This window comes from Luteibacter anthropi (genome assembly GCF_011759365.1).
In the GTDB taxonomy this organism is placed as follows: Bacteria; Pseudomonadota; Gammaproteobacteria; order Xanthomonadales; family Rhodanobacteraceae; genus Luteibacter; species Luteibacter anthropi.
On record NZ_JAARLZ010000004.1, the window covers coordinates 338128 to 359698 of the forward strand.

Here is a 21571-nt window from a genome sequence, read left to right on the forward strand (position 1 = left end):
TCATAACGCAGGCCTAGCCTCGCCCCCACCGCATGACAGGGGATGCGGGCAAGCCATTCGGTCGACCACGTTCCGAGGAGCCATGTCATGCGCAAGCTACTGGCCGCAGGTATCGCCTGCGTGCTCACCCTGTCTGCCGCGTCCATTGCGGCGCAGCAACTCGCCCCGGCCGAATCGGCCAGTGCCCTGGGCTTCTGGCCCGGCCACGACCGCGGCCCCCACACCGCCACCCCGATCCGCCACCTGGTGGTGATCTTCCAGGAGAACGTCTCCTTCGATCACTACTTCGGCACGTATCCGTACGCTGCCAACCCGAAGGGCGAACCGGCGTTCTATGCGCGCCCGTTCACTCCGCCGGTCAACGGTTTCGACGGTCGCCTGCTGACGAAGAACCCCAACGCGCTCAACAGCGACAACGGCGACGGTGCCATCAATCCGTTCCGCCTGGCCCGCGCACAGGCCGCCACGGCGGACCAGGACCACGGCTATACCTCGGAACAGCGCGCGTTCGACGGCGGCAGGATGGACCTGTTCCCGAAATACACCGGCCATGGCGAAGACCTGCCCGGCGGCGATCCCTCGCAGGAGGGCAAGGGCCAGGTGATGGGCTACTACGACGGCAACACCGTCACGGCGTTCTGGAACTACGCGCAGAACTACGCCCTCAACGACAACAGCTACGGCACCGTCTTCGGTCCGTCCACGCCGGGTGCGATCAACCTGATCTCCGGACAGACCGCGGGCGTGGTCGATACGCTCAACGGCACGGGTGCCGAAACCGACGATGGTCATGGCGGCCTCACCATGATCGGCGATCCCGATCCCATCGGTGACGTCTGCTCGTCGCCCACCGCGAACCAGGTCACCATGGGTGGCCACAACGTGGGTGACCTGCTCAACGACCAGAACATCACCTGGGGCTGGTTCCAGGGTGGTTTCGACCTGACACGCAGCAATGCGGACGGCAGCACGGGCTGCACGCGGCGCACGCTGTCGGCGGTGACCAAGACCACCTCCAACGATTACAGCCCGCACCACCAGCCGTTCCAGTACTACCCGTCCACGGCCAATCCGACGCATGCGCGTCCGACCTCGGTGGCGATGATCGGCAAGACCGACCAGGCCAACCATCAGTACGACATCGAGGACTTCTACGATGCCATCGACGGCGGCAGCCTGCCGGCCGTGAGCTTCCTCAAGGCACCCGCTTACCAGGACGGCCACGCGGGCTATTCGGACCCGCTGGACGAACAGGCCTTCGTGGTGCACGTGATCAATGCGTTGCAGCAGAGCGGCCAGTGGAAAGACACGGCCGTGGTGATCGCGTATGACGATTCCGACGGCTGGTACGACCACCAGGAGCCGCCGCATGTGAATGCTTCGGTGGGCAACACCGATGCGCTCAATGGCGCAGGTGTCTGCAACGGCCGCGCAACGCTGCCGGGCCTGGATGGCAAGACGCCGGCGCAGGGTCGCTGCGGCTTCGGTCCGCGCCTGCCGCTGCTGGTGGTTTCGCCATGGGCTCGGGAGAACATGGTCGATCACACGCTCACCGACCAGAGCTCGATCACCCGTTTCATCGAAGACAACTGGCTGGGCGGCAAGCGTATCGGTGGCGGTTCGGCGGATGCACAGGCGGGCAGCCTCGGCAACATGTTTGATTTCTTCCTGCCGCGCCTGTTCGATCGCAAGCTGATCCTCGACGAATCCACGGGGCAGCCGAAGCGTCCGAACTGGCCGCACTGGCCCTTCGGGAACGGTGGGCATGGTTGATCGCCGTCGTTTCCTGACGGCGGCAGGCTGGGCGGCCGCGGCGGGATGGATCCCGCCGCGGCTGTTCGCGCATGACATGAAGGCGATGAAGACGATGCCGGCAGGACAGGTCGGTAACGGCCTGTGCATGCATGCGATGGGCGATACCACGCATATGCCGGGCCTTGTCGATCCTGCGAAGCTTGCGCCGTTTGTCGATGTGCTGCCGTTGCCGCCCGTGTTGCGCCCCGGCAAGGGACAGGTGTTGCAGGTTCGCATGGGGCAGGGTACGCAGAAACTGCATCGCGACCTGCCGCCTACGACGTTGTGGACGTATGGGGGGCATTTCCCAGGGCCCACCATCGAAGCGCATGCGGGCGTGCCGTTCGATGTGGTCTGGGACAACGACCTGCCGACGAAGCATTTCCTGCCGGTGGACCACGCCATCTGCGGTGCGGAGGCCGACAAGCCCGAGGTGCGGGCGATCGTGCATCTGCATGGCGCAAAGGTGCCGCACAAGGATGACGGTTATCCCGAAGACTGGTACGTGCCGGGCAAGTCGCGGCGTCACCATTACCCGAATGGGCAGGAAGCGGCCACGCTCTGGTACCACGACCACGCGATGGGCATCAACCGGCTCAACATGTATGCGGGGCTGATGGGGTTGTATCTGCTTCGTGACGAGCACGAATTGTCGCTGGGTCTGCCCTCGGGGGAATTCGAGCTGCCGCTGGTGCTGGCGGATCGCTGGCTGCATGCGGATGGCCGGCTTTATTACCCGGATTCGGGTGATCCGAAGGCACCCTGGGTGCCGGAGGTGTTCGGCAACCTGACGCTGGTCAATGGCGCCATCCTGCCGCGTGCTGACGTGCAGCCGCGTCGCTATCGCCTGCGCGTGCTCAATGCGGCGAACGGGCGGTTCTATCACCTGCGGTTTCGCGACGGCCGGCCGTTCCAGGTGATTGGCTCCGATCAGGGGTTGCTGGCTTCGCCGGCGACGGTGAAGTCGTTGTTCCTTGCGCCGGGTGAGCGGGCGGATCTCGTCGTGGAGTTTGCGTCTGCGCGAGGCGCCGATCTTGAGTTGATGAACGACGCGTTGCCGCTGATGCGCTTTGCCGTGGGCAAGGGCGAAGTGAAGGACGATAGCCGCGTGCCGGCGGTGCTACGGGATGTGGTGCGGTTCACCGAGGCTAGCGCCGCGAAGACGCGTGAGCTGACGCTGGATGAATACAGCGATTGTGTCGCGACGCCGATGCTGATGCTGCTCAACGGCAAGCGCTGGCACGAGCCGGTGACGGAGCGGGTAAAGCTGGGTAGTACCGAGATGTGGAACCTGGTGAACCTCACCGAGGACACGCATCCGATCCACCTGCATCTGGTGCGTTTCCAGATACTCGACCGGCGTCCGTATGACGTCGACGAGTACATGGAGAAGAAGACGATCCGCTATGTCGGGCCGGCACAGGAGCCACCGCCGCATGAGCGTGGGTGGAAGGATGTGGTGCAGGCGTATCCGGGGATGGTGACGCGTATCGTGGCGACGTTCGATGGGTATGCGGGGCGTTATGCCTGGCATTGCCATCTCGCCGAGCACGAGGCCAACGAGATGATGCGACCCTTTGAAGTCTTCGCCTGAACGTGCGGGTAGGTGCCTTACGCGTGACCGCTCTGGCTGGGCGCTTGTCGCGCGCGAGGCGCGCTCCTACAGGGCGGTGAGGTGTTTTTGTAGGAGCGAGCCTTGCTCGCGACCGTTCTGGCCGGGCGCTTGTCGCGCGCGAGGCGCGCTCCTACAGGTGGGTGAGGGCTTCGGTGTCGAGGCGCAGGACGGGGTAGTCGCCTACCTTTTGCGCTGTGTACCAGGCGCTGCGTTCGAAGAAGAATGCCAGGCGTGCGCGCGGGCTGGCGGCGAAGGTGGCGTCGCTCTTCACCTTTGCGTCGAACTCGGCCTTGATTGCCGGATTCTCCGCGATCATCTTCCTCGCCAGCGCCTCGACCACGCGAGGCTCTCCATATTCCTTTGGCTCGAAGATCGCATCCAGATACCCCAGCGAAGCAGGGAATCCGGCGCGCGGGCATCGAGAAGATTCAACGCGAGCACGGCATCGGCATCATTGGCGCGCACGATGACCGTGCCTGCCGGCAGTTCGACATCTTCCCGGGCCGGTACGATGTTCACATCCTTCAACAGATGATGACCTTCGAACGGCTTCTCGGCCCATGCCGGCTGGGTCAGCTGGTCGTGTGTCACGCTGACCTTCGTCGCCCGGGCGATGCGTGTATAGGCAATGCCATGGGCATCGAGTCGATCGATGAGCTGGGTCCACTGCGGGGGAATGGCCCAGGCCGCCGGAACCGGTGCGGACCCATCCGGCAGCAGCCCCAGCCAGCTCTGGATGGCGTAGTTCTTATTCACCGCCGGGTTGTACTGCACCCAGGTGTCGCCCGAAATATCGCTGGCGGTCTGCGTGAACGCGAAGCCTTTGAGCGTGAACGGCGAGGGCGTCGGATCTTCCTTGAAGGTCACCGGCAGCGATGCATCCGGCTTCGACGCGAGCGATGCTGCCCATGTGTCGGCGTCCTTCGACGCCCGAAGCAGGGCGGCCGGATCACTATCCACCCGCTCCAGCACGCTGCGCACGATGTCATAGGTGGCACGCACACGCACCGCATACGGCTTCAGCATATGCGTTTCGACGAGCAGGCCTGCGCGGTTGCGGATGGCGGCGTACCCGGTGGAAAAGCGCGGCCCGGAGCCAAAGTTGGCAATACCCTTGGTGATGTCGCGCCCGTCGCGGAATTCGAGATACGGCGAAGCGAGATGTCCCAGCTTCTCGTAGCGCGCGACGGCATCCTTCGCGATGGCATCCTGCTGCCACGCGGCTATCGACGGCGGCAGCTTGTGCGCGTCCTCGGTGTACCAGGTGAGGTCGTACTGGTAGTCGGCGCCATCGGTGGTGTGGATATCGATGAGCAGGTCGGGGCGCCAGGTGTTCCACAGTTTCAGCCATGCGCGCGTTTCAGGCGCATCCGCCTTCACGTAATCCCGGTTGAGGTTGAGGTACTGCGACTGGCCGCGAAAGCCCATTTCCTCCGGGCCGTTCTGGTTGATGCGGAAATACGGGCCGGAATTCTCGTGACCATCCACGCTGTAGACGGGAATGAAGACAAGCACCGCGTGGTCGAGCAGGTGTGGCAGTCGGCCGGTGACGGCGATGTCGCGCAACAGCATCAGCCCCGCGTCCTTGCCTTCGATTTCGCCGGGATGGATACCGGCCTGGAGCAGGACGATGGGCTTGCCGGCCGCGCGCGCCTGCCCGGGCGTCAGATCACCGTCCCTTGCCGCGACCACCACCGTCATGGGGCGTCCCTCGGGCGTGGTGCCGAAGGTTTCCACACGGAGCGTGCCGGGCGCGGCGTCCGCCAGGCGATGCAGCCAGGCCAGCGTATCCGCATAGGACGGCGTGGTGCGGAAGCCGGCCGTCTCCGCTGGCGTGGTCCAGGCATCCCTGGCGGGCGCGGCAAAGGGCGCTGCGCAGAGCAGGGCCAGCAGGAGGCGGGAAGGCAGCGTCACGGTCATGGGGATATCCGGCAGGGAAACCGGCCCATTGTGTGACGTCTGGCAGGGGGCGCGCATAGGGCATCAGTTGGTTGCGGCCCGCGCATTGGCGCATCCCTAAGCAGACGCTAAGCTGGCCCCACCGATAATTCCGCGTCCCGAACGCACAGGTAGGACGCCCTTGCACATCATCCTCGTCGAAGACGACGCCCAGCTTGGCGATGCCATCCGCCGCGCCCTGGAGCGGCTGGCCTATACGATCAGCTGGTTCCGCGACGGCAACGAGGCCCTGGCTGCCCTGCGCGACCACGACGCCGACCTGGTGCTGCTGGACCTCGGACTGCCCGGCAAGGACGGCTTCGACGTGCTCACCGAGGCGCGCCGCCAGCGGGTCACCACGCCGGTGATCGTGATGTCCGCGCGTGACCAGCTCGATGCCCGCATCCTGGCCCTCGATGCCGGTGCCGACGATTACCTGGTGAAGCCTTTCCACCTCGACGAACTGGCGGCGCGTATCCGCTCGCTTGCCCGACGCGTTCGCGGTGCCGCCGTGAACCGGCTGGAAGCCGGCGCCCTGTGCCTGGACCTGGGTACGTTCGAAGTGCTGTGGCACGGCAACAAGGTGGACCTGACACGCCGCGAGTTCTCCCTGTTGCAGGCGCTCATGGAGCGTGCCGGGCGTATCGTGCGCCGTGAGGTGCTGGAGAATTCCCTGTACGGGCCCGACAGCGCCATGAGCACGAGCGCACTGGAAGTGCTGGTGCACTCGTTGCGTCGCAAGCTCAGCCACGATGCCATCCAGACCGTGCGTGGCTTCGGCTACATGGTGCCGCGGGAGCCGAAGTGAGGGCGATCAGCCTGCGCACCCGCCTGCTGGCGCTCATCGTGCTGGTGCTGGCGGCCGTATTGCTTCCGCTGGGCATCCTGAGTGCCATGCGCACGCTGGAAGAAGTGGACGAACTGTCCGACGGTCGCCTCGCACAGGCGGCGCGTACGCTGGAAGTGCTGGTGGGGCGGATCGGCGTGGAGCAGTTGCGCAACCAGCGCGCCACGCCGGCACTGGTGCCCAGCTATTCGAACCATCCGCAGGAGCTGACCATCCAGGGCCGCACCTTCGAATCGGAAGTGGGCTTCCAGGTCTTCGATCGCGATGGCAGCCTGCTGCTGGCGACGGAAAACCTCTCCGGCGTGCCTCGTACGCATGCCCCCGATGGTCGATTCGAGGACGTGAGCAGCGGTCGCTACCAGTGGCGCATCTTCACGCTGATCATGGAGAACAAGGGCATCACGATCCGGGCCGGCGAGCGCTACGACAGCCGCCACGAGATCACCCATGCACTGTGGATCGAGCATGGCCTGCCCACCCTCCTGGGGCTGCCGCTGCTCGCGGTGCTGGTGGGGTGGGCGATTCACAGGGGCCTGCGGCCACTCGGCGCGCTGGCCGAGGCGTTGGCGCGGCGCGAGCCGGGAAGCCGCGAGCCGATTCATCTGCCCGATGCGCCGACCGAGTTGAAACCCGTACTGGTGGCATTGAACGACCAGATTGGACGGCTCGAAAGCGCGCTGGAGCGCGAACGACGCTTCAGCGCCGACGTGGCCCACGAACTACGCACGCCGCTGGCATCCACGATGATCAATCTGGAAAGCGCCATGGTCTCCGCGCGCCCCGACGAGGCGCAGCTGGCACTGGAAGCGGCACGGGAATGCCTGGTATCGCTGGCGCGACGCACGGAGCAATTGCTTGCGTTGGCGCGACTGGAAGTCGGTGCCGCATCGGGACCGCGCGGGCGCGTCGATCTCGTCGAGCTGGCGCTGGATGTCATCGAAGAGCTGGCTACCGCGATCGGTGCGGGCGGTGTCGAGCTGGAACTGGTCGAGCTGCCTGAACACGTGTGGCTGGAGGGTTACGCTGTCGCCCTGGCCGCGTTGCTGCGCAACCTGCTGGAAAATGCCTTCCGGCATGTGCCGCGAGGCGGCCACGTCGGACTTTCCATTCGCGGCGATGACGCGGGCTTCGCCGTGATCGAGGTGGTAGACGACGGCCCGGGCATTCCAGCCGAACGTCGCGCAGGCATGTTTACGCGATTCCAGCGTGGCCTCGATACCCAGGGCGAAGGCTATGGCCTGGGCCTGTCCATCGTGCAGCGCGCTGCCGAACTGCACGGCGCCACCATCGAATTGCTCGATCGCGATGAAGGCACGGGGCTGCGCGTGGTCGTGCGCATTCCCCGTGCCTCCGTGGCCTGACGCTTCGCTCAGGGCGTGGGCGGAATCACGAGACAGGCGCCCGGGCCATTCGCGGGCGGTGTGGTGGGGTAGCTGCCTTCCGGCAGGATCGACACCGGCGTGGTGGCGATGAATCCGTCCGCAAAGCGGAACTCCACGAAGGTGGCGCCCCAGCCGGTATCCGGTGTTTCTTCTGTCACTTCAAGCTCGCGTTTGCCCGCGTCCAGCGGCGTGGACTGGTAACGGATGCCGCAGGCGTAGCGGAAGTCGCGAGAGGCCGGGTTCACCGCATGCCACACGGTGGCCGACACCGGCGTCTCGCTCAATGCAATGGACAGTACCGCCTTGCCATCGCGGTGCACCGTGGTGGTGTTCACGCGCGGCAGCGGCACATGCTTATCCCAGCGCACCAGGAAAGGCAGCAAGGTGTCGTGCACGGCGTTGCGGATGCCGCCATGGTCGCTGTTCGGTGCCACGCGCAGCGTCGTGCTGCCCGGCAGGTCATCCACGTACAAGTCGGTGGCATCCGGTGGGAAGAAATCGTCGCCGCTGGCGTTGACCAGGTATTTCGGTACGGCGAGGCGCCTGCGCGACGGACCATCGAGATAGGTGTAGGGGTCTTCGATGTGCATCAGCCAGGCGAAGGCCGGGCTGCGGTACACGTCGGGACCGATGCCCTGTTTCTGGTAAGGCAGCAGGGCGATGGGATAGTCGCCGCCGTAGACCTTCTGGATGTGCTCGATCAGTGGCTGGATATGCATGGCGATCACGTAGGGCACGATTGCCGCGATGCGATCGTCGCCGACGGTGGTGAGCCACGCGGCCCAGGCGCGCTTGGACGAGCCGGTCACGATGAAGCGGGTGTTGGCAGGCAGCTTGAGTTCGCTGGTGGCCAGGTCCATCGCGCGTGTCGCGGCGGCAGCCATCGGCACATGCAGCGGCAGGGTGGATTCCGTCGTACGCATGCTGCGTACCCAGGTGGCGGCAACGAGGTCGTCTTCCTTGCGCGGTACGTCACCGGCCAGGGTCAGGTACTGGTTGGGCGCATCGCCCACGGACACCACGGCGCGGTGGGTGGTGGTGGCCACCTCGCTCAGCAGCGCATCGTCCATGTCGGATGGCGGACGTGCCGGGTCCTTGCCATTGCCTTGCAGCGTGCCGTTGTTGATGACGAGCAGCGGCGTGCCCGAGGCATCGCCGTCGGGCTGGTAGATCGTCACCCGGTGATGCCATGCGGTGGCGGCCGGATCGTTTTCCGGCCAGGTCTGCGATACAAGGTCGTACTGGCAGCGACGGCCTCCGGTGATCGGCTCGCAGCCTTGCGCTGTGTACTGCACGGGCGTGGCATGCAGGCGGTCGCGATAGGCGGGCCACGCACCTTTCGGCACGTCGCGGGCGGCGGCACCGACCGCCACGAGACCCAGCAGGGCGGCGATGATGGCGCGTTGCAACGGTGTCGTGCGTTGGGCCTTCTGGCTAAGCATGCTTTGTCGCTCCGGGGCTGGCGTGGAGCGGCAGGATAACTTGCGATTCACTGTCACAACTTAGTAGTAAATCGCAGGAATGATCCAAAGCAATCGTAGAATCGTAATAAACTCCGGGCTTATTTCACGCTGCCCGTCGTCAATACCTTCGGCCGAGTGTCACCGGATTCATGTAGGAGCGCGCCTTGCGCGCGACCGGGGGTAACGGTATCTCCGGTCGCGCGCGAGGCGCGCTCCTACAGGGCGTGATGTGGCGTGTGGAGGGTTATTTCAGCGGGGTGGCGATGGCGCCGATCAGGTCCTTGCCATCGCCGCGCACGAGGTGCGGGTACTTCAGGCCGTCGTGGTAGTTCACCGTGACGTGGCGGTAGTCGTCCACATCCTTGATCAGGAAGTCGATGGGCGCCGTGGTGCCCTTGGCCTCGGTGATGGCGTCCTTGAGGCCCTGGCCCGAGAAGTCCTTGCCGTTGACGGCCACGATGGTCACGCCGGGCACGAGGCCGGCCCTGGCTGCCAGGCCCTCCCATTGCGCGTCGCGCACTTCACCCTTGGCACTCACCGAAATGCCCAGCGAATAGCTGAGATTGATGTTGCCACGGGTCTTCTCCGACGTCTTGGCGAAGGCCGACGGCTTGTCGTCGTAGACCAGCTTCCAGCCACCGCCTTCGATGCCGTGCTCCGGAAGCGCATTGCCGTGGTCGTCCAGGCGCTGACGCAGGAAGCTCTTCCAGTCGTACGGTTGCACGCTGTTGAGTGTGTTCACCACATCGTCGAAGGTATAGGTCTTCGGCACGTAGCTGCCGTTGTCCACACCATGGAATGCACGCGCGAATTCATCCAGCGTGTGCTTGCCACCGGAGAGTTCGCGGATCTTCGTATCGACGTCGAGCCAGAGCATCTGGCCTTCGGGGTAGTAGTCGGAGCTGCGGCGGTAGTTCGTCCAACCGGGGCTGGAACCGCGCGACGACAGCGGGATGCCATCGGCGGTGTCCTGCAGCGAGCGCCACGAGCGACCCGTGCGGGCGGTCATGTCGGCAGCGATACCGGCGAGCGAATCGCGCCACTGGTCCGGTGTCCAGATGCCCGAGCGCGCGGTGAGCACGCCCGACCAGTAATCGGTGAGGCCTTCGTACACCCATAGCAGGTCGTCCTGCATCGGCTCGGCGAAGGTCGGCGTCCACAGGTCGGCCGGGCGGCGGAACTTGCCGTTCCACGAATGGATGTATTCGTGTGGCAGCAGCGAGCCGGCGGCGACGTTCACGTCTGCGTCGGTAAGGAAATTGGCGGGCAGGCGATCGTCGCTGGACTGGTGGTGCTCCAGACCGAAGTGGCCCGTGTGGTCGGAGGTGACCAGCAGGAAATCGTAGTGATCGTAATGGTGGGCGCCGAACAGCTTGTTGGCCTGCACGACAAGCGCACGCTGGAGCTCCACCTGCTTGTCGGTGGGCTTCACGCCGGTGGCCGAATCGCCCGTGATATCCAGGTGCACGGGAATTTTCTGTCCCGGTGCCAGATCGACGCGGGTGAAATACTTGCCCGTCATCAGAGGCGAGTCGACCAGGTTCTCGAAGCTCACCGGCTTGAAGCTGACGGTGTCGCCACTCTGGCCCGTGGTTTCCAGGGCACTGGCGAACTTCCAGCCCGACGGCAGCTTCACGGTCGGTTCGACGGTGATCTGGCTTACGTAGTGGCCTGCCGGGTAGAACGCCACTTCGTTGAACGACAGCGGTACGTAGTTCGGCGTGGCCGGGGCAAGGTACTCGAACTGGAGATCCAACGTGCCGACGCCGGCCGGGATGTCGAGATGGAAGGCGTACATGTCCTTCAGGTCGCGACGCCACGGGATGCGCTGGCCGTTGCCGGTGGCAATCAGGCCGGCCACGTTGGCGAGCGGACCCGCAGGGCCATGCACGCCGGGAATCCACTGCGGGTAGTAGATCGTCAGCGCACCCTGGGTGACGGGCATGCTCTCGCGCACATGGAAGATGTGGCGCTGTGCATCGCTCAGGTCGACATTGAGCTTCAGGTTGCCGGGGTAGGGCTGGTCGACGGGTGCCGGAATGTCCTGGGCAAATGCCGGAGCGGCGAGCGCCATGGCCAGGGAAGACGCGAGTAGGGCACGGCGGAGCGGGAAGCGCATGGCTCGGATTCCGGCAAAAGAGGGAATCCCGATCTTCATGAACGATCGTTCAGCCAGCCTGTGCCAGAGGTCACGGGCCGACCACGTTTGAAACGGGGGACTACGCGGCCGTGGAGGGCATGGCTAGCATGGTGGCCGGTTTCCGCTACACGTCGTGACTTCCATGAAAGCACCCACCCTGCGCCGCTTCCTCAATGCGTGGCCTCCGTTTTTCTTCACCGGCATACGCGTGGTGAAGCTCGACGATTACCGGCATGCGCTGGTGCGTCTGAAGCTGGCCTGGTACAACCGGAACTACGTGCGCACGCAGTTCGGCGGCAATCTGTTTTCGATGACCGATCCGTTCTGGATGATCATGGTGCTGAAGAGCCTGGGCAACGATTACATCGTGTGGGACCAGGCGGGGGAGATCCGTTTCGTGGCGCCAGGGCGAGAGGATGTCTACGCGGAGTTCCATGTGGACGACGCCTTGCTGGATGAAATCCGCGCGGCGACGGCGGGTGGAGAGAAGTATCTGCGCTGGTTTGATACGGACATCCGCACCGCCTCGGGCGAGCTGGTGGCGACGGTACACAAGCAGTTGTATGTGAGGCGCAAGAAGCGCTGAACGAGGAGGCGATTCCCCCACCCGTATACCCCACGTCGTTCCTGTGAAAACAGGAACCCAGCCCCCCGGTTTACGCATGATGCGATGGTGTCGCATCGGCCTTTACGCAGGTGATGCTGTCGCGACAACCGGTTGCATCGCGCTGGGTTCCTGCGTACGCAGGAACGACGAAGGGGAGGGTGTCGCACGCAGCGACACCCGAGGCTCAGAACACCAGCGAGGCCATCTTGCGGCGGTAGGTGCCTACCAGTTCCGCATTGTCCAGCGTGGCGAAGGCGGCGAGCAGGCGCTTCTTTGCCTGGCCTTCGTTCCAGTCGCGCTGGCGCTTCAGGACATCGAGGAACTGGTCGAGACCGGCGGCTTCCTCGCCTTCGATGAGCAGGCGCACGCCGAGCAGGTCACGGGCTTCCCAGTCGTCGCCGTTCGTCTCGATGCGCTGGCGCAGCTCGGCCAGTGACGGGGCGCCGGCGAGGGCACGGGCCAGTTCGAGCTGGCTGCGCAGGCGGACGGCGCGGGCATCGGTGGCGAGGTTGGCGGGCAGGGCGTCGAGTTCGGCCTGGGCCGGCTCCACGCGGCCGGCGCGCATCAGCGCCAAGGCAAGATCGAGCTTGAGTTCGGCGCGCTCAGGCTCGGCCGCGATGTCCTGCTGGATGCGGTTGATTGCGTCTTCCGGGGTTTCAACGGCGGCCGGGGCCTCTTCTTCCGTACCGGCTTCGCCGGCCACGATCCCATTACGGGCGAGGAACTCACGGATCTGCCCCTCCGGCTGCGCACCGGCGAAGCCGTCGGCCATCTGGCCATCCTTGATGAGGATGACCGTGGGGATGCTGCGGACGCCGAACATGGCGGCGAGCTGCTGCTCGGCATCGACGTCGATCTTGGCAAGGCGGAACGCGCCGTTGAACTCGATGGCGAGCTTTTCGAGGATGGGGCCCAGCGATTTGCAGGGGCCGCACCACTCGGCCCACAGGTCGACCAGGACCGGGGTTTGCATCGACGCCTGGACGACCTCGCTCTCGAACCCTGCCGTGGTCGCGTCGAAGATGTGTTCGCTGGTGCTCGGGGCGCTGCTCACGGGAAAACTCCTGGGTACGATGGCTATGTGCGGAAAATCGGGTAAGCCCGCAAGCATATCAAGGCCCTGACAGCCCATCAGCGACCCGGTCGGCGGCTTCGTCATGCGCCGTTTACGCGGATTTGCGATCATACGCCACCGGGCCAGTGCGGCCTCGCGCCACTGGAACGCATGGACAAGGCCCCCTCCCTCATCGTCTGCGAACACTGCGATACCGTGTATCAGCGGCGACACCTTGCCCGGGGTGAGGTGGCCCGTTGCAGCGTCTGCGGCGCCGTCCTCGAACGGCATCAATGGCTTGGCGTCGACGGGCAGCTGGCGCTCATCCTCTCCGCGCTCATCGTGTTCGTCATCGCCAACGTGTCGCCCATCGTCACCCTGGGCCTTTCCGGCATGCTGGCCGATACCACGCTATGGGGTGCCGTCATCGCCATGTGGCAGGACGATGCCCAGGTCGTGGCGGTGCTGACGGCGCTGACCCTGTTCTTCTTTCCGCTGTCGCAGATCCTGCTGTTCGGCTGGGTGCTGTGGTTCGCCCGTCAGGGGCGCCGCGCGCCCGGATTCCGCGAGGCCATGTCGGCGCTGGTGAGGCTGAAGCCCTGGAGCATGATCGAGGTCTTCATGCTGGGCGTGCTGGTGGCGGTGGTAAAGGCCCACACCTATTTCGACGTGATTCCCGGTGCTGGCATCTGGGCCTTCGGCTTTCTCACCATCCTGATCACGGTGTTCGCGAGCCACGATCCGCGCAACCTGTGGGATATCACCCGCGAGGACGCCCGATGAGCGCGCTGCCGAGGGCCCGTGAGCTGGGCATGATGAGCTGCCATGTGTGCCGGCTGGTTACCACGTATTCGGAAGACCCGCATGCCTGCTGCCCGCGTTGCGGCAACGCCCTGCACATCCGCAAGCGCGGCAGCCTGGGGCGGGCCTGGGCGCTGCTGATCGCCGCGGCCATCTTCTACCTGCCGGCCAACCTGTTTCCGATCATGCGGACGCAGAGCCTGTTCAGCAAGGACGACAACACGATCCTGAGCGGCATCGTGGAGCTATGGCGGGCCGGTTCGCCCGACCTGGCGATCATCGTCTTCACGGCGAGCATCGTGGTGCCCATGCTCAAATTCATCATCCTGGGCTACCTGCTGGTGTCTGTGCAGCGGTCCAGCAACTGGGGTTCGCGCCAGCGGGCGAAGCTTTATCGCTTCGTGGAGCTGGTGGGGTACTGGTCGATGCTCGATGTCTTCGTCGTCGCCATTCTCTCCGCCCTGGTGCATTTCAAGGTGCTTTCCCGCGTCGAGCCGCTGCCCGGCGTGGTGTATTTCGGCATGGTCGTCGTCCTGACGATGTTTTCGGCCATGAGCTTCGATCCCCGGCTTATCTGGGACAACAGGAAATCGCAATGAGCGACACCAATCAAGGAAACTCGCCGCGCGAGGACGAGCTGCCCCAGCCGGAAGTGCGTCGCTCGAAAATCGGCATCTCGCTGATCTGGCTGGTGCCCATCGTGGCGGCCGCGGTCGGCATCTCGCTGCTGGTAAGCCATTACCTGTCGGCGGGGCCGCGCATCACCGTCACCTTCCTCACGGCCGAAGGCATCGAGGCAGGCAAGACCCAGGTCAAGTACAAGAACGTGGTGATCGGCAAGGTCACCAACATGCGCCTGTCGAAAGACCGCACGCACGTCTCGGTGATGATCGACCTGGAGAAAGACGCCCACGGCTTCGCCACCAAGGGCACGCGCTACTGGGTGGTGCGTCCGCGCGTGGGTGCCAGCGGCGTGTCGGGTATCGATACCTTGCTGTCGGGTGCCTTCATCGGTGCCGATGCGGGGGCTTCCGACGATGAGCAGGACGACTTCACCGGACTGGAAACGCCGCCTGCGGTAACGCATGGCGCACCGGGTCGCCGCTTCACGCTGCATGCCGCCGATCTGGGCTCGCTGGATATCGGCTCGCCCGTCTATTACCGCCGCATCCAGGTGGGTCGCATCGTGTCCTACCAGCTCGACGAAGACGGCAAGGGCGTGTCGCTGCAGCTGTTTGTCGATGGCCCCAACGACCGCTTCGTCACCAAGGACACGCGCTTCTGGAATGCCAGTGGCGTCGACGTGTCGCTGGGTGCCGACGGCCTGAAGTTGAACACGCAGTCGCTGGCAACCGTGATTGCAGGCGGCGTGGCGTTCCAGAGCCCTGCGGGCCCGCAGCATGATGAAACGCCGGCGCCGGAGATGAACGAATTCACCCTGTTCGGCGACCAGACCACGGCGCTCGCGCCGCCGGATGGCAAGGCGCGTTATATCCGCATGCGTTTCGCGCACTCGCTGCGCGGGCTCAACGTCGATGCCCCGGTGGAACTGCTGGGCATGAAGATCGGTCGCGTCGTCTCCGTCAACCTCGACTACGACCCGAAGAGCCAGACCTTCCCGGTCATCGTGGGCGCCGTGGTCTATCCGCAGCGCCTCGGCCAGGCGGCCGACAAGCTGGCCAAGGCCGTGGGCGGCGACGAAGACCAGGCCTTCCCGAAGATCATGAGCGGCCTCGTGGCCCACGGCCTGCGTGCGCAGGCGCGTAACGGCAACCTGCTCACCGGCCAGTTGTACATCGCCCTCGACTTCGACCCGAAGGCGCCCAAGGCCACGCTCGACCCGAATGCCAAGCCGGTGGAGATCCCGACCACGCCGGGCGATTTCGATCACCTGCAGGAGCAGCTGTCGAGCATCATCGACAAGGTGCAGAAGATTCCCTTCGACTCCATCGGCAAGAACCTCGACGGCAGCCTGAAGGAGCTTCACGGCACGCTCAAGCAGGTCAACAGCGACCTGCTGCCGGAGGCGAAGAAGACGCTCCAGGGCGTGAATACCACGATGGGCACGGCCAACCAGGCGTTGTCGGAGGACTCCCCGCTGCAGCAGAACATCGGCAACACGATGGAAGAACTGCAGCGCACGATCCGTTCGGTTCGCATCTTCACCGATTACCTCGGTCGTCATCCGGAAGCCTTGCTGCGCGGTCGCGGTGCCGATGCACCCGCACCGAAGCTCACCGCACCGTCGACCTCCAAGCAGGGCAAGGAAGAACAGCCATGACCACCATCCTCCGCCTTGTCGGCGCCACCACCCTGCTCACCGCCCTCGCGGCGTGCTCATCGGCGCCGACGCATTTCCACACGCTGGTGCCGCGCTCGGTGTCGCCCGTGACCACGGCAGCACCGTTCAACATCGATGTTCAGGCGGTCAACGTACCGCCTCAGGTGGACCAGCCGGCGATGGTGTTGCGCCAGGGTGTCAGCACCATCGCGGTGATGGATGGCGAGCGCTGGGCATCGCCGCTGGGTGACGAGATCCGTGGCGCCCTGTCGGCCGATCTGGCGGCACGCCTAGGTACCCACGACGTGCACGGCCTGCCGCGCGGCAAGGAGCCCACGGTGCGGGTACAGGTGGATGTGCGCCGCTTCGACTCCGAGCTGGGTGGCGATGCCACGCTGGAAGCTGCCTGGTCGGTCCGTGGCAAGGATCAGGCCGCCACCTGCACCTCCCGGGTGGTCCAGCCGGCCGGTGGCAGCTACGACACCCTGGTGGACGCTCACCAGCGGGCCCTGGGTCAGCTCTCCGACGAGATCGCCATCGCCGTGCGGGCGGTGGCCAACGGGCAGGCTTCGGCCTGCCGCTGATCGCATCGGTCGTCGCTCCGCGTCTGTCGCGGTCGGGACGCCGTGCCTGTGTAGGAGCGCGCTTTGCGCGCGACCGGTTGGATCGGAAAGCATCAGCACCCCGCATCACCGGTCGCGCGCAAGGCGCGCTCCTACACCAGCCAGTCGGGCACCGGGATGCCCTTGCCGCGCAGGAAGTCAGGATTGAACAGCTTCGCCTGATAGCGCATCCCGCCATCGCATAGCACCGTCACGATGGTGTGCCCCGGCCCCAGCTCCCGCGCCAGGCGGATCGCCCCGGCCACGTTCACTCCGCTGGAGCCGCCTACGCAGTAGCCCTCGTCCCGTAGCAAGGCGTGAAGCAGGGGCACCGATTCCGTATCCTCGATCGACCAGGCCCGGTCCACGGGCGCATCGGCGAAGTTGGCCGTGATCCGGCTGCTGCCGATGCCCTCGCTGATCGACGAGCCTTCGGCCACCAGCTCACCGGTGTTGATGAAGCGCGCCAGGGCGGAGCCCGCCGGATCGGCCAGGGCCACCCGTAGCGCCGGATTTCGGGCCTTCAGCGCACGTCCGACCCCCGCCAGGGTGCCCCCGGTGCCGGCTGCGCAGACGAAGCCGTCCACGTTCCCCGAGGTCTGCTCCCAGATCTCAGGCCCCGTGTGCGCTTCGTGCCAGTCGCGGTTGGCCGTGTTGTCGAACTGGTTGGCGAACCACGCGCTGCCGGGGGAGGTGGCGTTCAGCTCCCCGGCCAGCGCCCGGGCGATGTGGACGTAGTGCTTCGGGTCCTTGAACGGCACTGCCGGCACCAGCCGTACCTCGGCGCCCGTGACCCGCAGGGCATCGATCTTCTCCCGGCTCTGGGTGTCGGGCATCACGATGACCGTGCGATAGCCCCGGCTGTTGCCCAGCAGGGCCAGGCCGATGCCGGTATTGCCCGCCGTCCCCTCCACGATGCTGCCGCCGGGCCGGATCAGGCCACGTCGTTCGGCGTCATCCAGCAAGCCCAGGGCTGTGCGGTCCTTGACCGAGCCGCCGGGGCTGAGGAACTCGGCCTTGGCGAGGATCTCGCAGCCGGTGGCTTCCGAGGCCTGGCGCAGGCGGACGAGGGGAGTGTGGCCGATGCCGGCGGAGAAGGTGGCGTGGGTGGTCATGGGGGGCATGGTAAAGGGCCGGGGCGCCCGCGATAACCCGTCATCTCACATGGAGGCTGGGGCTGCCCCGGCAGGTCGCGGATTCCTGCGGCGCTTATTTCTTCCGGTTGGATTCCTGTGAATGGACGGGTCTCACGGTTTGGACGTCCATATGAATAATGGCCGGGAATCGCCTTGAGACTTCGGTGCGCACAGCGCATGGTTGCCCTTTATGGCTTGAGTCAGGTGTCTGTTTGGATGCGTGATAGATGTATAGACGTCTAAACGGCTGTTGACACCCCATGGATCGAGGCGTATCGTCGGCTCCACTCATCGAGACCGGCTGAGGGACAGGCCCTTTGAAGCCGGGGCAACCTGCGGATTTCCGCGACGGTGCCAACTCCTGCGGGGCGTGTCGTTCACGTCAGCCGATAGATGGGATGTCCGTTACGGGCGTGCATTCGCGCACCCGCCGCGCCGACAGTCCGTATGCCGGTTCCTCGCAGGGCTCGACCCTTCACGCAGGAACCGCATGACATGTCAGCCGAGCCCGTCACCGTGATCCCTCTCTCTGAAGCGACCGTCGTCGCGGCGCCGCGTTGCGCCGCCGACCTCACCGAGCAGCGGGGCACGCGCCGCGTCTCCTTCGTTCCCAAGTACGGCAGCGACGCCGTGGCCGTGGACGTGCGCTACCTCTGGTGTGGAGCTCCCCATGCACCGACAGTGATTATCCAGGGCGGCATCTCGGCCGACCGAGATGTCTGCGCCGGGCGCGAGCGTCGCACGGGGTGGTGGCAGGAGCTGGTGGGGCATGGCGCGGCCATCGACCTGGCGCATTGCCGCGTGCTCTCCATCGACTGGCTCGTGCCGTCGGATCTGGGCGACGTGCCCTCGGTATCCAGTGAAGATCAGGCCGCCGCACTTGCGGCGCTGGTAGACGAGCTTGGCATCGGTCGTGTGCATGCCTTCGTCGGATCGTCCTACGGTGCGATGACCGGGCTGGCATTCGCTGCCAATCACGCTGACAAGCTGAAGTCGCTGGTGCTGCTGGCCGGTGCGCATCGTCCGCATCCGCTGGCGACGGCGCAGCGTTCGATCCAGCGCAGCATTGTTCGCATGGGCATCGAGTCGGGGCGCACTGACGAAGCCCTTGCCCTGGCCCGCCAGCTCGCCATGACCACCTATCGCGGCAGCGAGGAATTCTCGCGTCGCTTCGCAGCAGGTCCCGAACTGCGCGACGGTCGCTTTCATTTCCCGGTGGAGGATTACCTGGAGCATGCAGGGCGTCGTTTTGTCGAACGCTTCGATGCGTCGCGCTTCCTCGCGCTGTCCGAATCCATCGACCTGCATGACGTGTCGCCGGAAGCCATCTCGGTTACCACGACGCTGGTCGGCTTTCCCTCTGATCGTCTCGTGCCGCTGGCCGACCTGTGTGAGTTGCAGCGTCGCCTCGGCGGCACGGCCACACTTGAAGTCGTGGATTCGCCCTACGGCCACGACGCCTTCCTTAAAGAAACCGCGCAGCTCGCTCCCGTGCTGCGTCACGCCATCAACGACTGTCGCGGAGACTGTTGAGCCATGACCGATTCCCGTCTTTGTACCCGTGCCGTTCGTGCCGGTATTGAATCCGATACGCAGCATGGCGCGGTCGTGCCGCCGCTGCATCTGTCCACGAACTATGCGTTTGAAGGCTTCGGTCGCAAGCGCACCTACGATTACTCGCGCAGCGGCAATCCCACTCGCGACCTGCTGGCAGAAGCACTGACCGAACTGGAAGAAGGTGCCGGCGCGGTCGTGACCAACACGGGCATGTCTGCCGTGGCGCTGGCGCTGGAACTCGTGCCGGCCGGTGCGCTGGTTCTCGCGGCGCATGATTGCTATGGCGGCACCTGGCGCCTGCTTGATGCATGGGCGAAGAAGGGTCGCTTCCAGCTGCGTTTCGTGGACTTCACCGATCCGACGGCGCTGGCCGATGGCCTTGCCGCGAAGCCGGCGCTGGTGTGGGTGGAGACGCCGTCGAATCCTCTGCTGCGCATTACCGACGTGCGTCATGTCGCCCAGGCGGCCCATGCGGTGGGTGCGCTGGTCGTAGTGGACAACACCTTCCTCTCGCCTGCGCTGCAGCAGCCGCTCACGCTTGGTGCCGACGTGGTGCTGCATTCCACCACCAAGTACATCAACGGCCACAGCGATGTGGTGGGTGGTGCGGTCATTGCTGCCGATCCCGCCGTCGCGGAGCAGCTGAAGTGGTGGGGCAACTGCAACGGACAGACCGGTTCGCCGTTCGACAGCTTCCTTACCTTGCGCGGTGTGCGCACGCTGGCGGTGCGACTGCGCGCACACGAAGAGAATGCACGTCGCATCGCCGACCTGCTCGATTCGCACGAAGCCGTCGGCCGCATCTACTATCCGGGCCTGGCCTCCCATGCAGGCCATGCGCTTGCGCAGCGTCAGCAGAAGGGCTTCGGCGCGATGCTCAGTTTCGAGGTGAATGGCGGCACGGACGCGATCGAAGCGTTCATCGATGGCCTTCGTTACTTCTCGCTGGCCGAGTCGCTGGGTGGTGTCGAGAGCCTCGTCGCGCATCCGGCCACGATGACTCATGCGGCCATGACGCCGGAAGCCCGTCGCATCGCCGGTATTTCGGACAGTCTTCTGCGTCTTTCCGTGGGCATCGAGGATGGTGACGACCTGCTGGAAGATATCGGTGAGGCGCTCGATCGTGCAGCCGACGTCGCCTCGGCAGGTTCGAAACGGAAAGTCGGCGCATGAGCGCGGTGGTCGCCGTTCCCGTGGTGCCGGCCCAGCCGCATACCGCCGCCGTGCTCCTGGGCACGGGCGTCGTAGGCCGGGCATTGCTTACGTTGCTTGCCAGTGGCGCGGCGCGGGATATCCGTCTGGTGGGTGCGGCGAACTCGAAGCGCCAGCATGCGGCCTCGGAGGGTGTATCGCTGGCCGAGATATCGCAACGGCTGACCTCCAATCGCGAAGGCAGGGACAACGCCCTGCTGCTGGCGGAGCTGGATCGCAGCGGTGCGTCGCGCAAGGTGGTGATCGATGCGACGGCCTGTACGACCGAGGCAGGGCGGCATGCCGAATGGCTTGCCGCCGGCTATCACGTCGTGACGGCGAACAAGGCGCTGGCAGGCGGGCATCTTTCCGGCTGGCGCGCGCTTCAGGCGGCTTCGGCCAGTGGCGCCGTCTATGGCGATGCCGCTACGGTCGGCGCCGGACTACCGGTGCTATCCACGCTGCGCCGCCTGCGTCGCTGTGGCGACAGCCTGCTGACGCTGGAGGGCGTGTTCTCCGGGTCGCTCTCCTGGCTGTTCAATCAGTACGACGGATCAAAGCCGTTTTCCGAGCTGCTGCTCGACGCGCGCCGGCTGGGTTTTACCGAACCGGACCCGCGTTCCGACCTTTCGGGCGAGGATGTCGCGCGCAAGTTGTTGATCATTGCGCGTAACGCGGGTTTTTCGCTGGGCAGCGACGAGGTGGAGATTGAAAGCCTCGTGCCCGAGGCTTTGCGTGAAGTCGATACGAAGACCTTCCTGGCACGAGCGAAAGAGCTTGATGCACCGCTGCGTGCACGTCACGAGCAGGCGAAGGCGAACGGGCGTGTGCTGCGTTATCTGGCCCGTCTCAATCAGCGCGGTCGTGCACGCGTGGGGCTGGTGGAAGTCGAGGCATCGCATCCGGCCGCGCGCCTGTCGGGCACGGACAACCAGTTCGCCCTCACCACTACGCGCTATCACGCCACGCCACTGGTCATCCAGGGCCCGGGCGCCGGACCGGAAATCACGGCCCAGGCCCTGCTGGGCGACGTGCTCTCGATCTGAAACGGCGCCAGATACCCCTGTAGGAGCGCGCCTTGCGCGCGACCGCTCTTCGCGATGACCGGTCGCGCGCAAGGCGCGCTCCTACAGGAGGCACGAATCACGCCATAAAAAAGCCGC

At 65.4% G+C, this 21571-nt stretch carries 18 protein-coding genes and 1 riboswitch; of the genes, 12 read left to right on the forward strand and 6 right to left on the reverse strand.

Annotated elements, in window-relative coordinates; translation table 11 throughout:
* Positions 1–87 precede the first annotated feature (87 nt).
* Both HBF25_RS09510 and HBF25_RS09515 read left to right on the forward strand, forming a co-directional pair.
* Entirely contained in the window at positions 88–1773 is a 1686-nt protein-coding gene (locus HBF25_RS09510) for a phospholipase C (RefSeq protein WP_166947729.1), read from the forward strand.
* Positions 1766–3388, forward strand: coding sequence for a multicopper oxidase family protein (locus HBF25_RS09515; protein ID WP_243853148.1), 1623 nt, complete (start codon positions 1766–1768; stop codon positions 3386–3388). Before HBF25_RS09510 ends, HBF25_RS09515 begins: the two co-directional genes overlap by 8 nt.
* Before the next feature lie 151 nt (positions 3389–3539).
* Here HBF25_RS09515 and HBF25_RS22540 read toward each other — a convergent pair whose 3' ends face one another.
* Positions 3540–3749 (reverse strand): hypothetical protein, encoded by a 210-nt coding sequence (locus HBF25_RS22540; protein ID WP_341778068.1) that lies wholly within the window; start codon positions 3747–3749, stop codon positions 3540–3542.
* A complete protein-coding gene (locus HBF25_RS09520) occupies positions 3722–5329 on the reverse strand; it encodes a M14 family metallopeptidase (RefSeq protein ID WP_341778069.1) in 1608 nt (535 codons plus the stop codon). Before HBF25_RS09520 ends, HBF25_RS22540 begins: the two co-directional genes overlap by 28 nt.
* 160 nt (positions 5330–5489) lie before the next feature.
* On the opposite strand from HBF25_RS09520, the gene HBF25_RS09525 reads away from it, so the two are divergent.
* Together HBF25_RS09525 and HBF25_RS09530 are read left to right on the forward strand one after the other, a co-directional pair.
* Complete coding sequence (locus HBF25_RS09525) at positions 5490–6155, forward strand: response regulator (RefSeq protein WP_166947731.1); 666 nt, start codon at positions 5490–5492, stop codon at positions 6153–6155.
* Positions 6152–7555 carry an ATP-binding protein gene (locus tag HBF25_RS09530; protein WP_166947733.1) on the forward strand — a complete coding sequence of 468 codons (1404 nt, stop codon included), beginning with the start codon at positions 6152–6154 and terminating at the stop codon, positions 7553–7555. Before HBF25_RS09525 ends, HBF25_RS09530 begins: the two co-directional genes overlap by 4 nt.
* 8 nt (positions 7556–7563) lie before the next feature.
* On the opposite strand, the gene HBF25_RS09535 is transcribed toward HBF25_RS09530, so the two are convergent.
* Together HBF25_RS09535 and HBF25_RS09540 are read right to left on the reverse strand one after the other, a co-directional pair.
* Positions 7564–9018 carry a PhoPQ-activated protein PqaA family protein gene (locus HBF25_RS09535; protein WP_166947735.1) on the reverse strand — a complete coding sequence of 485 codons (1455 nt, stop codon included), beginning with the start codon at positions 9016–9018 and terminating at the stop codon, positions 7564–7566.
* 265 nt (positions 9019–9283) lie between these two features.
* On the reverse strand, positions 9284–11158 hold the full coding sequence (locus HBF25_RS09540; RefSeq protein WP_166947737.1) for a M61 family metallopeptidase: 1875 nt from the start codon (positions 11156–11158) through the stop codon (positions 9284–9286).
* A gap of 163 nt (positions 11159–11321) precedes the next feature.
* Here HBF25_RS09540 and HBF25_RS09545 point away from each other — a divergent pair, with 163 nt between their 5' ends.
* Positions 11322–11765, forward strand: a complete 444-nt coding sequence (locus tag HBF25_RS09545; protein WP_166947739.1) for a DUF4442 domain-containing protein — start codon at positions 11322–11324, stop codon at positions 11763–11765.
* A 205-nt stretch (positions 11766–11970) separates the two neighbouring features.
* Here HBF25_RS09545 and trxA read toward each other — a convergent pair whose 3' ends face one another.
* Entirely contained in the window at positions 11971–12840 is an 870-nt protein-coding gene (gene trxA, locus HBF25_RS09550; protein ID WP_250876484.1) for a thioredoxin, read from the reverse strand.
* A gap of 171 nt (positions 12841–13011) precedes the next feature.
* Between trxA and HBF25_RS09555 the strand changes: the two genes are divergently transcribed.
* The 4 genes from HBF25_RS09555 to HBF25_RS09570 are packed head-to-tail and all read left to right on the forward strand — an operon-like array spanning position 13012 to position 16506.
* Entirely contained in the window at positions 13012–13623 is a 612-nt protein-coding gene (locus tag HBF25_RS09555; RefSeq protein ID WP_166947741.1) for a paraquat-inducible protein A, read from the forward strand.
* On the forward strand, positions 13620–14240 hold the full coding sequence (locus HBF25_RS09560; protein ID WP_166947743.1) for a paraquat-inducible protein A: 621 nt from the start codon (positions 13620–13622) through the stop codon (positions 14238–14240). The genes HBF25_RS09555 and HBF25_RS09560 overlap by 4 nt, the downstream gene beginning before the upstream one ends.
* Complete coding sequence (locus HBF25_RS09565; protein WP_166947745.1) at positions 14237–15922, forward strand: PqiB family protein; 1686 nt, start codon at positions 14237–14239, stop codon at positions 15920–15922. The genes HBF25_RS09560 and HBF25_RS09565 overlap by 4 nt, the downstream gene beginning before the upstream one ends.
* Positions 15919–16506: a PqiC family protein gene (locus tag HBF25_RS09570; RefSeq protein WP_166947747.1), complete on the forward strand. Its 588-nt coding sequence runs from the start codon at positions 15919–15921 to the stop codon at positions 16504–16506. Before HBF25_RS09565 ends, HBF25_RS09570 begins: the two co-directional genes overlap by 4 nt.
* Before the next feature lie 131 nt (positions 16507–16637).
* Here the strand turns inward: HBF25_RS09570 and HBF25_RS09575 are convergent, their stop codons facing one another.
* Positions 16638–17639 carry a cysteine synthase A gene (locus HBF25_RS09575; RefSeq protein WP_166947749.1) on the reverse strand — a complete coding sequence of 334 codons (1002 nt, stop codon included), beginning with the start codon at positions 17637–17639 and terminating at the stop codon, positions 16638–16640.
* Positions 17640–17945: 306 nt separating this feature from the next.
* A riboswitch (SAM riboswitch) is annotated at positions 17946–18060 on the forward strand.
* A gap of 95 nt (positions 18061–18155) precedes the next feature.
* On the opposite strand from HBF25_RS09575, the gene metX reads away from it, so the two are divergent.
* Genes metX through HBF25_RS09590 form a run of 3 tightly spaced genes read left to right on the forward strand, consistent with a single transcriptional unit; the run spans position 18156 to position 21454 of the window.
* Positions 18156–19193 (forward strand): homoserine O-succinyltransferase MetX, encoded by a 1038-nt coding sequence (metX, locus tag HBF25_RS09580; protein WP_166947751.1) that lies wholly within the window; start codon positions 18156–18158, stop codon positions 19191–19193.
* 3 nt (positions 19194–19196) lie between these two features.
* Positions 19197–20390, forward strand: a complete 1194-nt coding sequence (gene metB / locus HBF25_RS09585) for a cystathionine gamma-synthase (RefSeq protein ID WP_166947753.1) — start codon at positions 19197–19199, stop codon at positions 20388–20390.
* Complete coding sequence (locus HBF25_RS09590) at positions 20387–21454, forward strand: homoserine dehydrogenase family protein (RefSeq protein ID WP_166947755.1); 1068 nt, start codon at positions 20387–20389, stop codon at positions 21452–21454. The genes metB and HBF25_RS09590 overlap by 4 nt, the downstream gene beginning before the upstream one ends.
* Positions 21455–21571 lie beyond the last annotated feature (117 nt).

Bases quoted from the DNA above. Each gene is read 5' to 3' on its own strand.
- HBF25_RS09510 (WP_166947729.1), top strand. From the start codon at position 88: ATGCGCAAGCTACTGGCCGCAGGTATCGCCTGCGTGCTCACCCTGTCT.
- HBF25_RS09515 (WP_243853148.1), top strand. From the start codon at position 1,766: ATGGTTGATCGCCGTCGTTTCCTGACGGCGGCAGGCTGGGCGGCCGCG.
- HBF25_RS09520 (WP_341778069.1), bottom strand. From the start codon at position 5,329: ATGACCGTGACGCTGCCTTCCCGCCTCCTGCTGGCCCTGCTCTGCGCA.
- HBF25_RS09535 (WP_166947735.1), bottom strand. From the start codon at position 9,018: ATGCTTAGCCAGAAGGCCCAACGCACGACACCGTTGCAACGCGCCATC.
- HBF25_RS09540 (WP_166947737.1), bottom strand. From the start codon at position 11,158: ATGCGCTTCCCGCTCCGCCGTGCCCTACTCGCGTCTTCCCTGGCCATG.
- HBF25_RS09545 (WP_166947739.1), top strand. From the start codon at position 11,322: ATGAAAGCACCCACCCTGCGCCGCTTCCTCAATGCGTGGCCTCCGTTT.
- HBF25_RS09555 (WP_166947741.1), top strand. From the start codon at position 13,012: ATGGACAAGGCCCCCTCCCTCATCGTCTGCGAACACTGCGATACCGTG.
- HBF25_RS09560 (WP_166947743.1), top strand. From the start codon at position 13,620: ATGAGCGCGCTGCCGAGGGCCCGTGAGCTGGGCATGATGAGCTGCCAT.
- HBF25_RS09565 (WP_166947745.1), top strand. From the start codon at position 14,237: ATGAGCGACACCAATCAAGGAAACTCGCCGCGCGAGGACGAGCTGCCC.
- HBF25_RS09570 (WP_166947747.1), top strand. From the start codon at position 15,919: ATGACCACCATCCTCCGCCTTGTCGGCGCCACCACCCTGCTCACCGCC.
- HBF25_RS09575 (WP_166947749.1), bottom strand. From the start codon at position 17,639: ATGACCACCCACGCCACCTTCTCCGCCGGCATCGGCCACACTCCCCTC.
- metX (WP_166947751.1), top strand. From the start codon at position 18,156: ATGTCAGCCGAGCCCGTCACCGTGATCCCTCTCTCTGAAGCGACCGTC.
- metB (WP_166947753.1), top strand. From the start codon at position 19,197: ATGACCGATTCCCGTCTTTGTACCCGTGCCGTTCGTGCCGGTATTGAA.
- HBF25_RS09590 (WP_166947755.1), top strand. From the start codon at position 20,387: ATGAGCGCGGTGGTCGCCGTTCCCGTGGTGCCGGCCCAGCCGCATACC.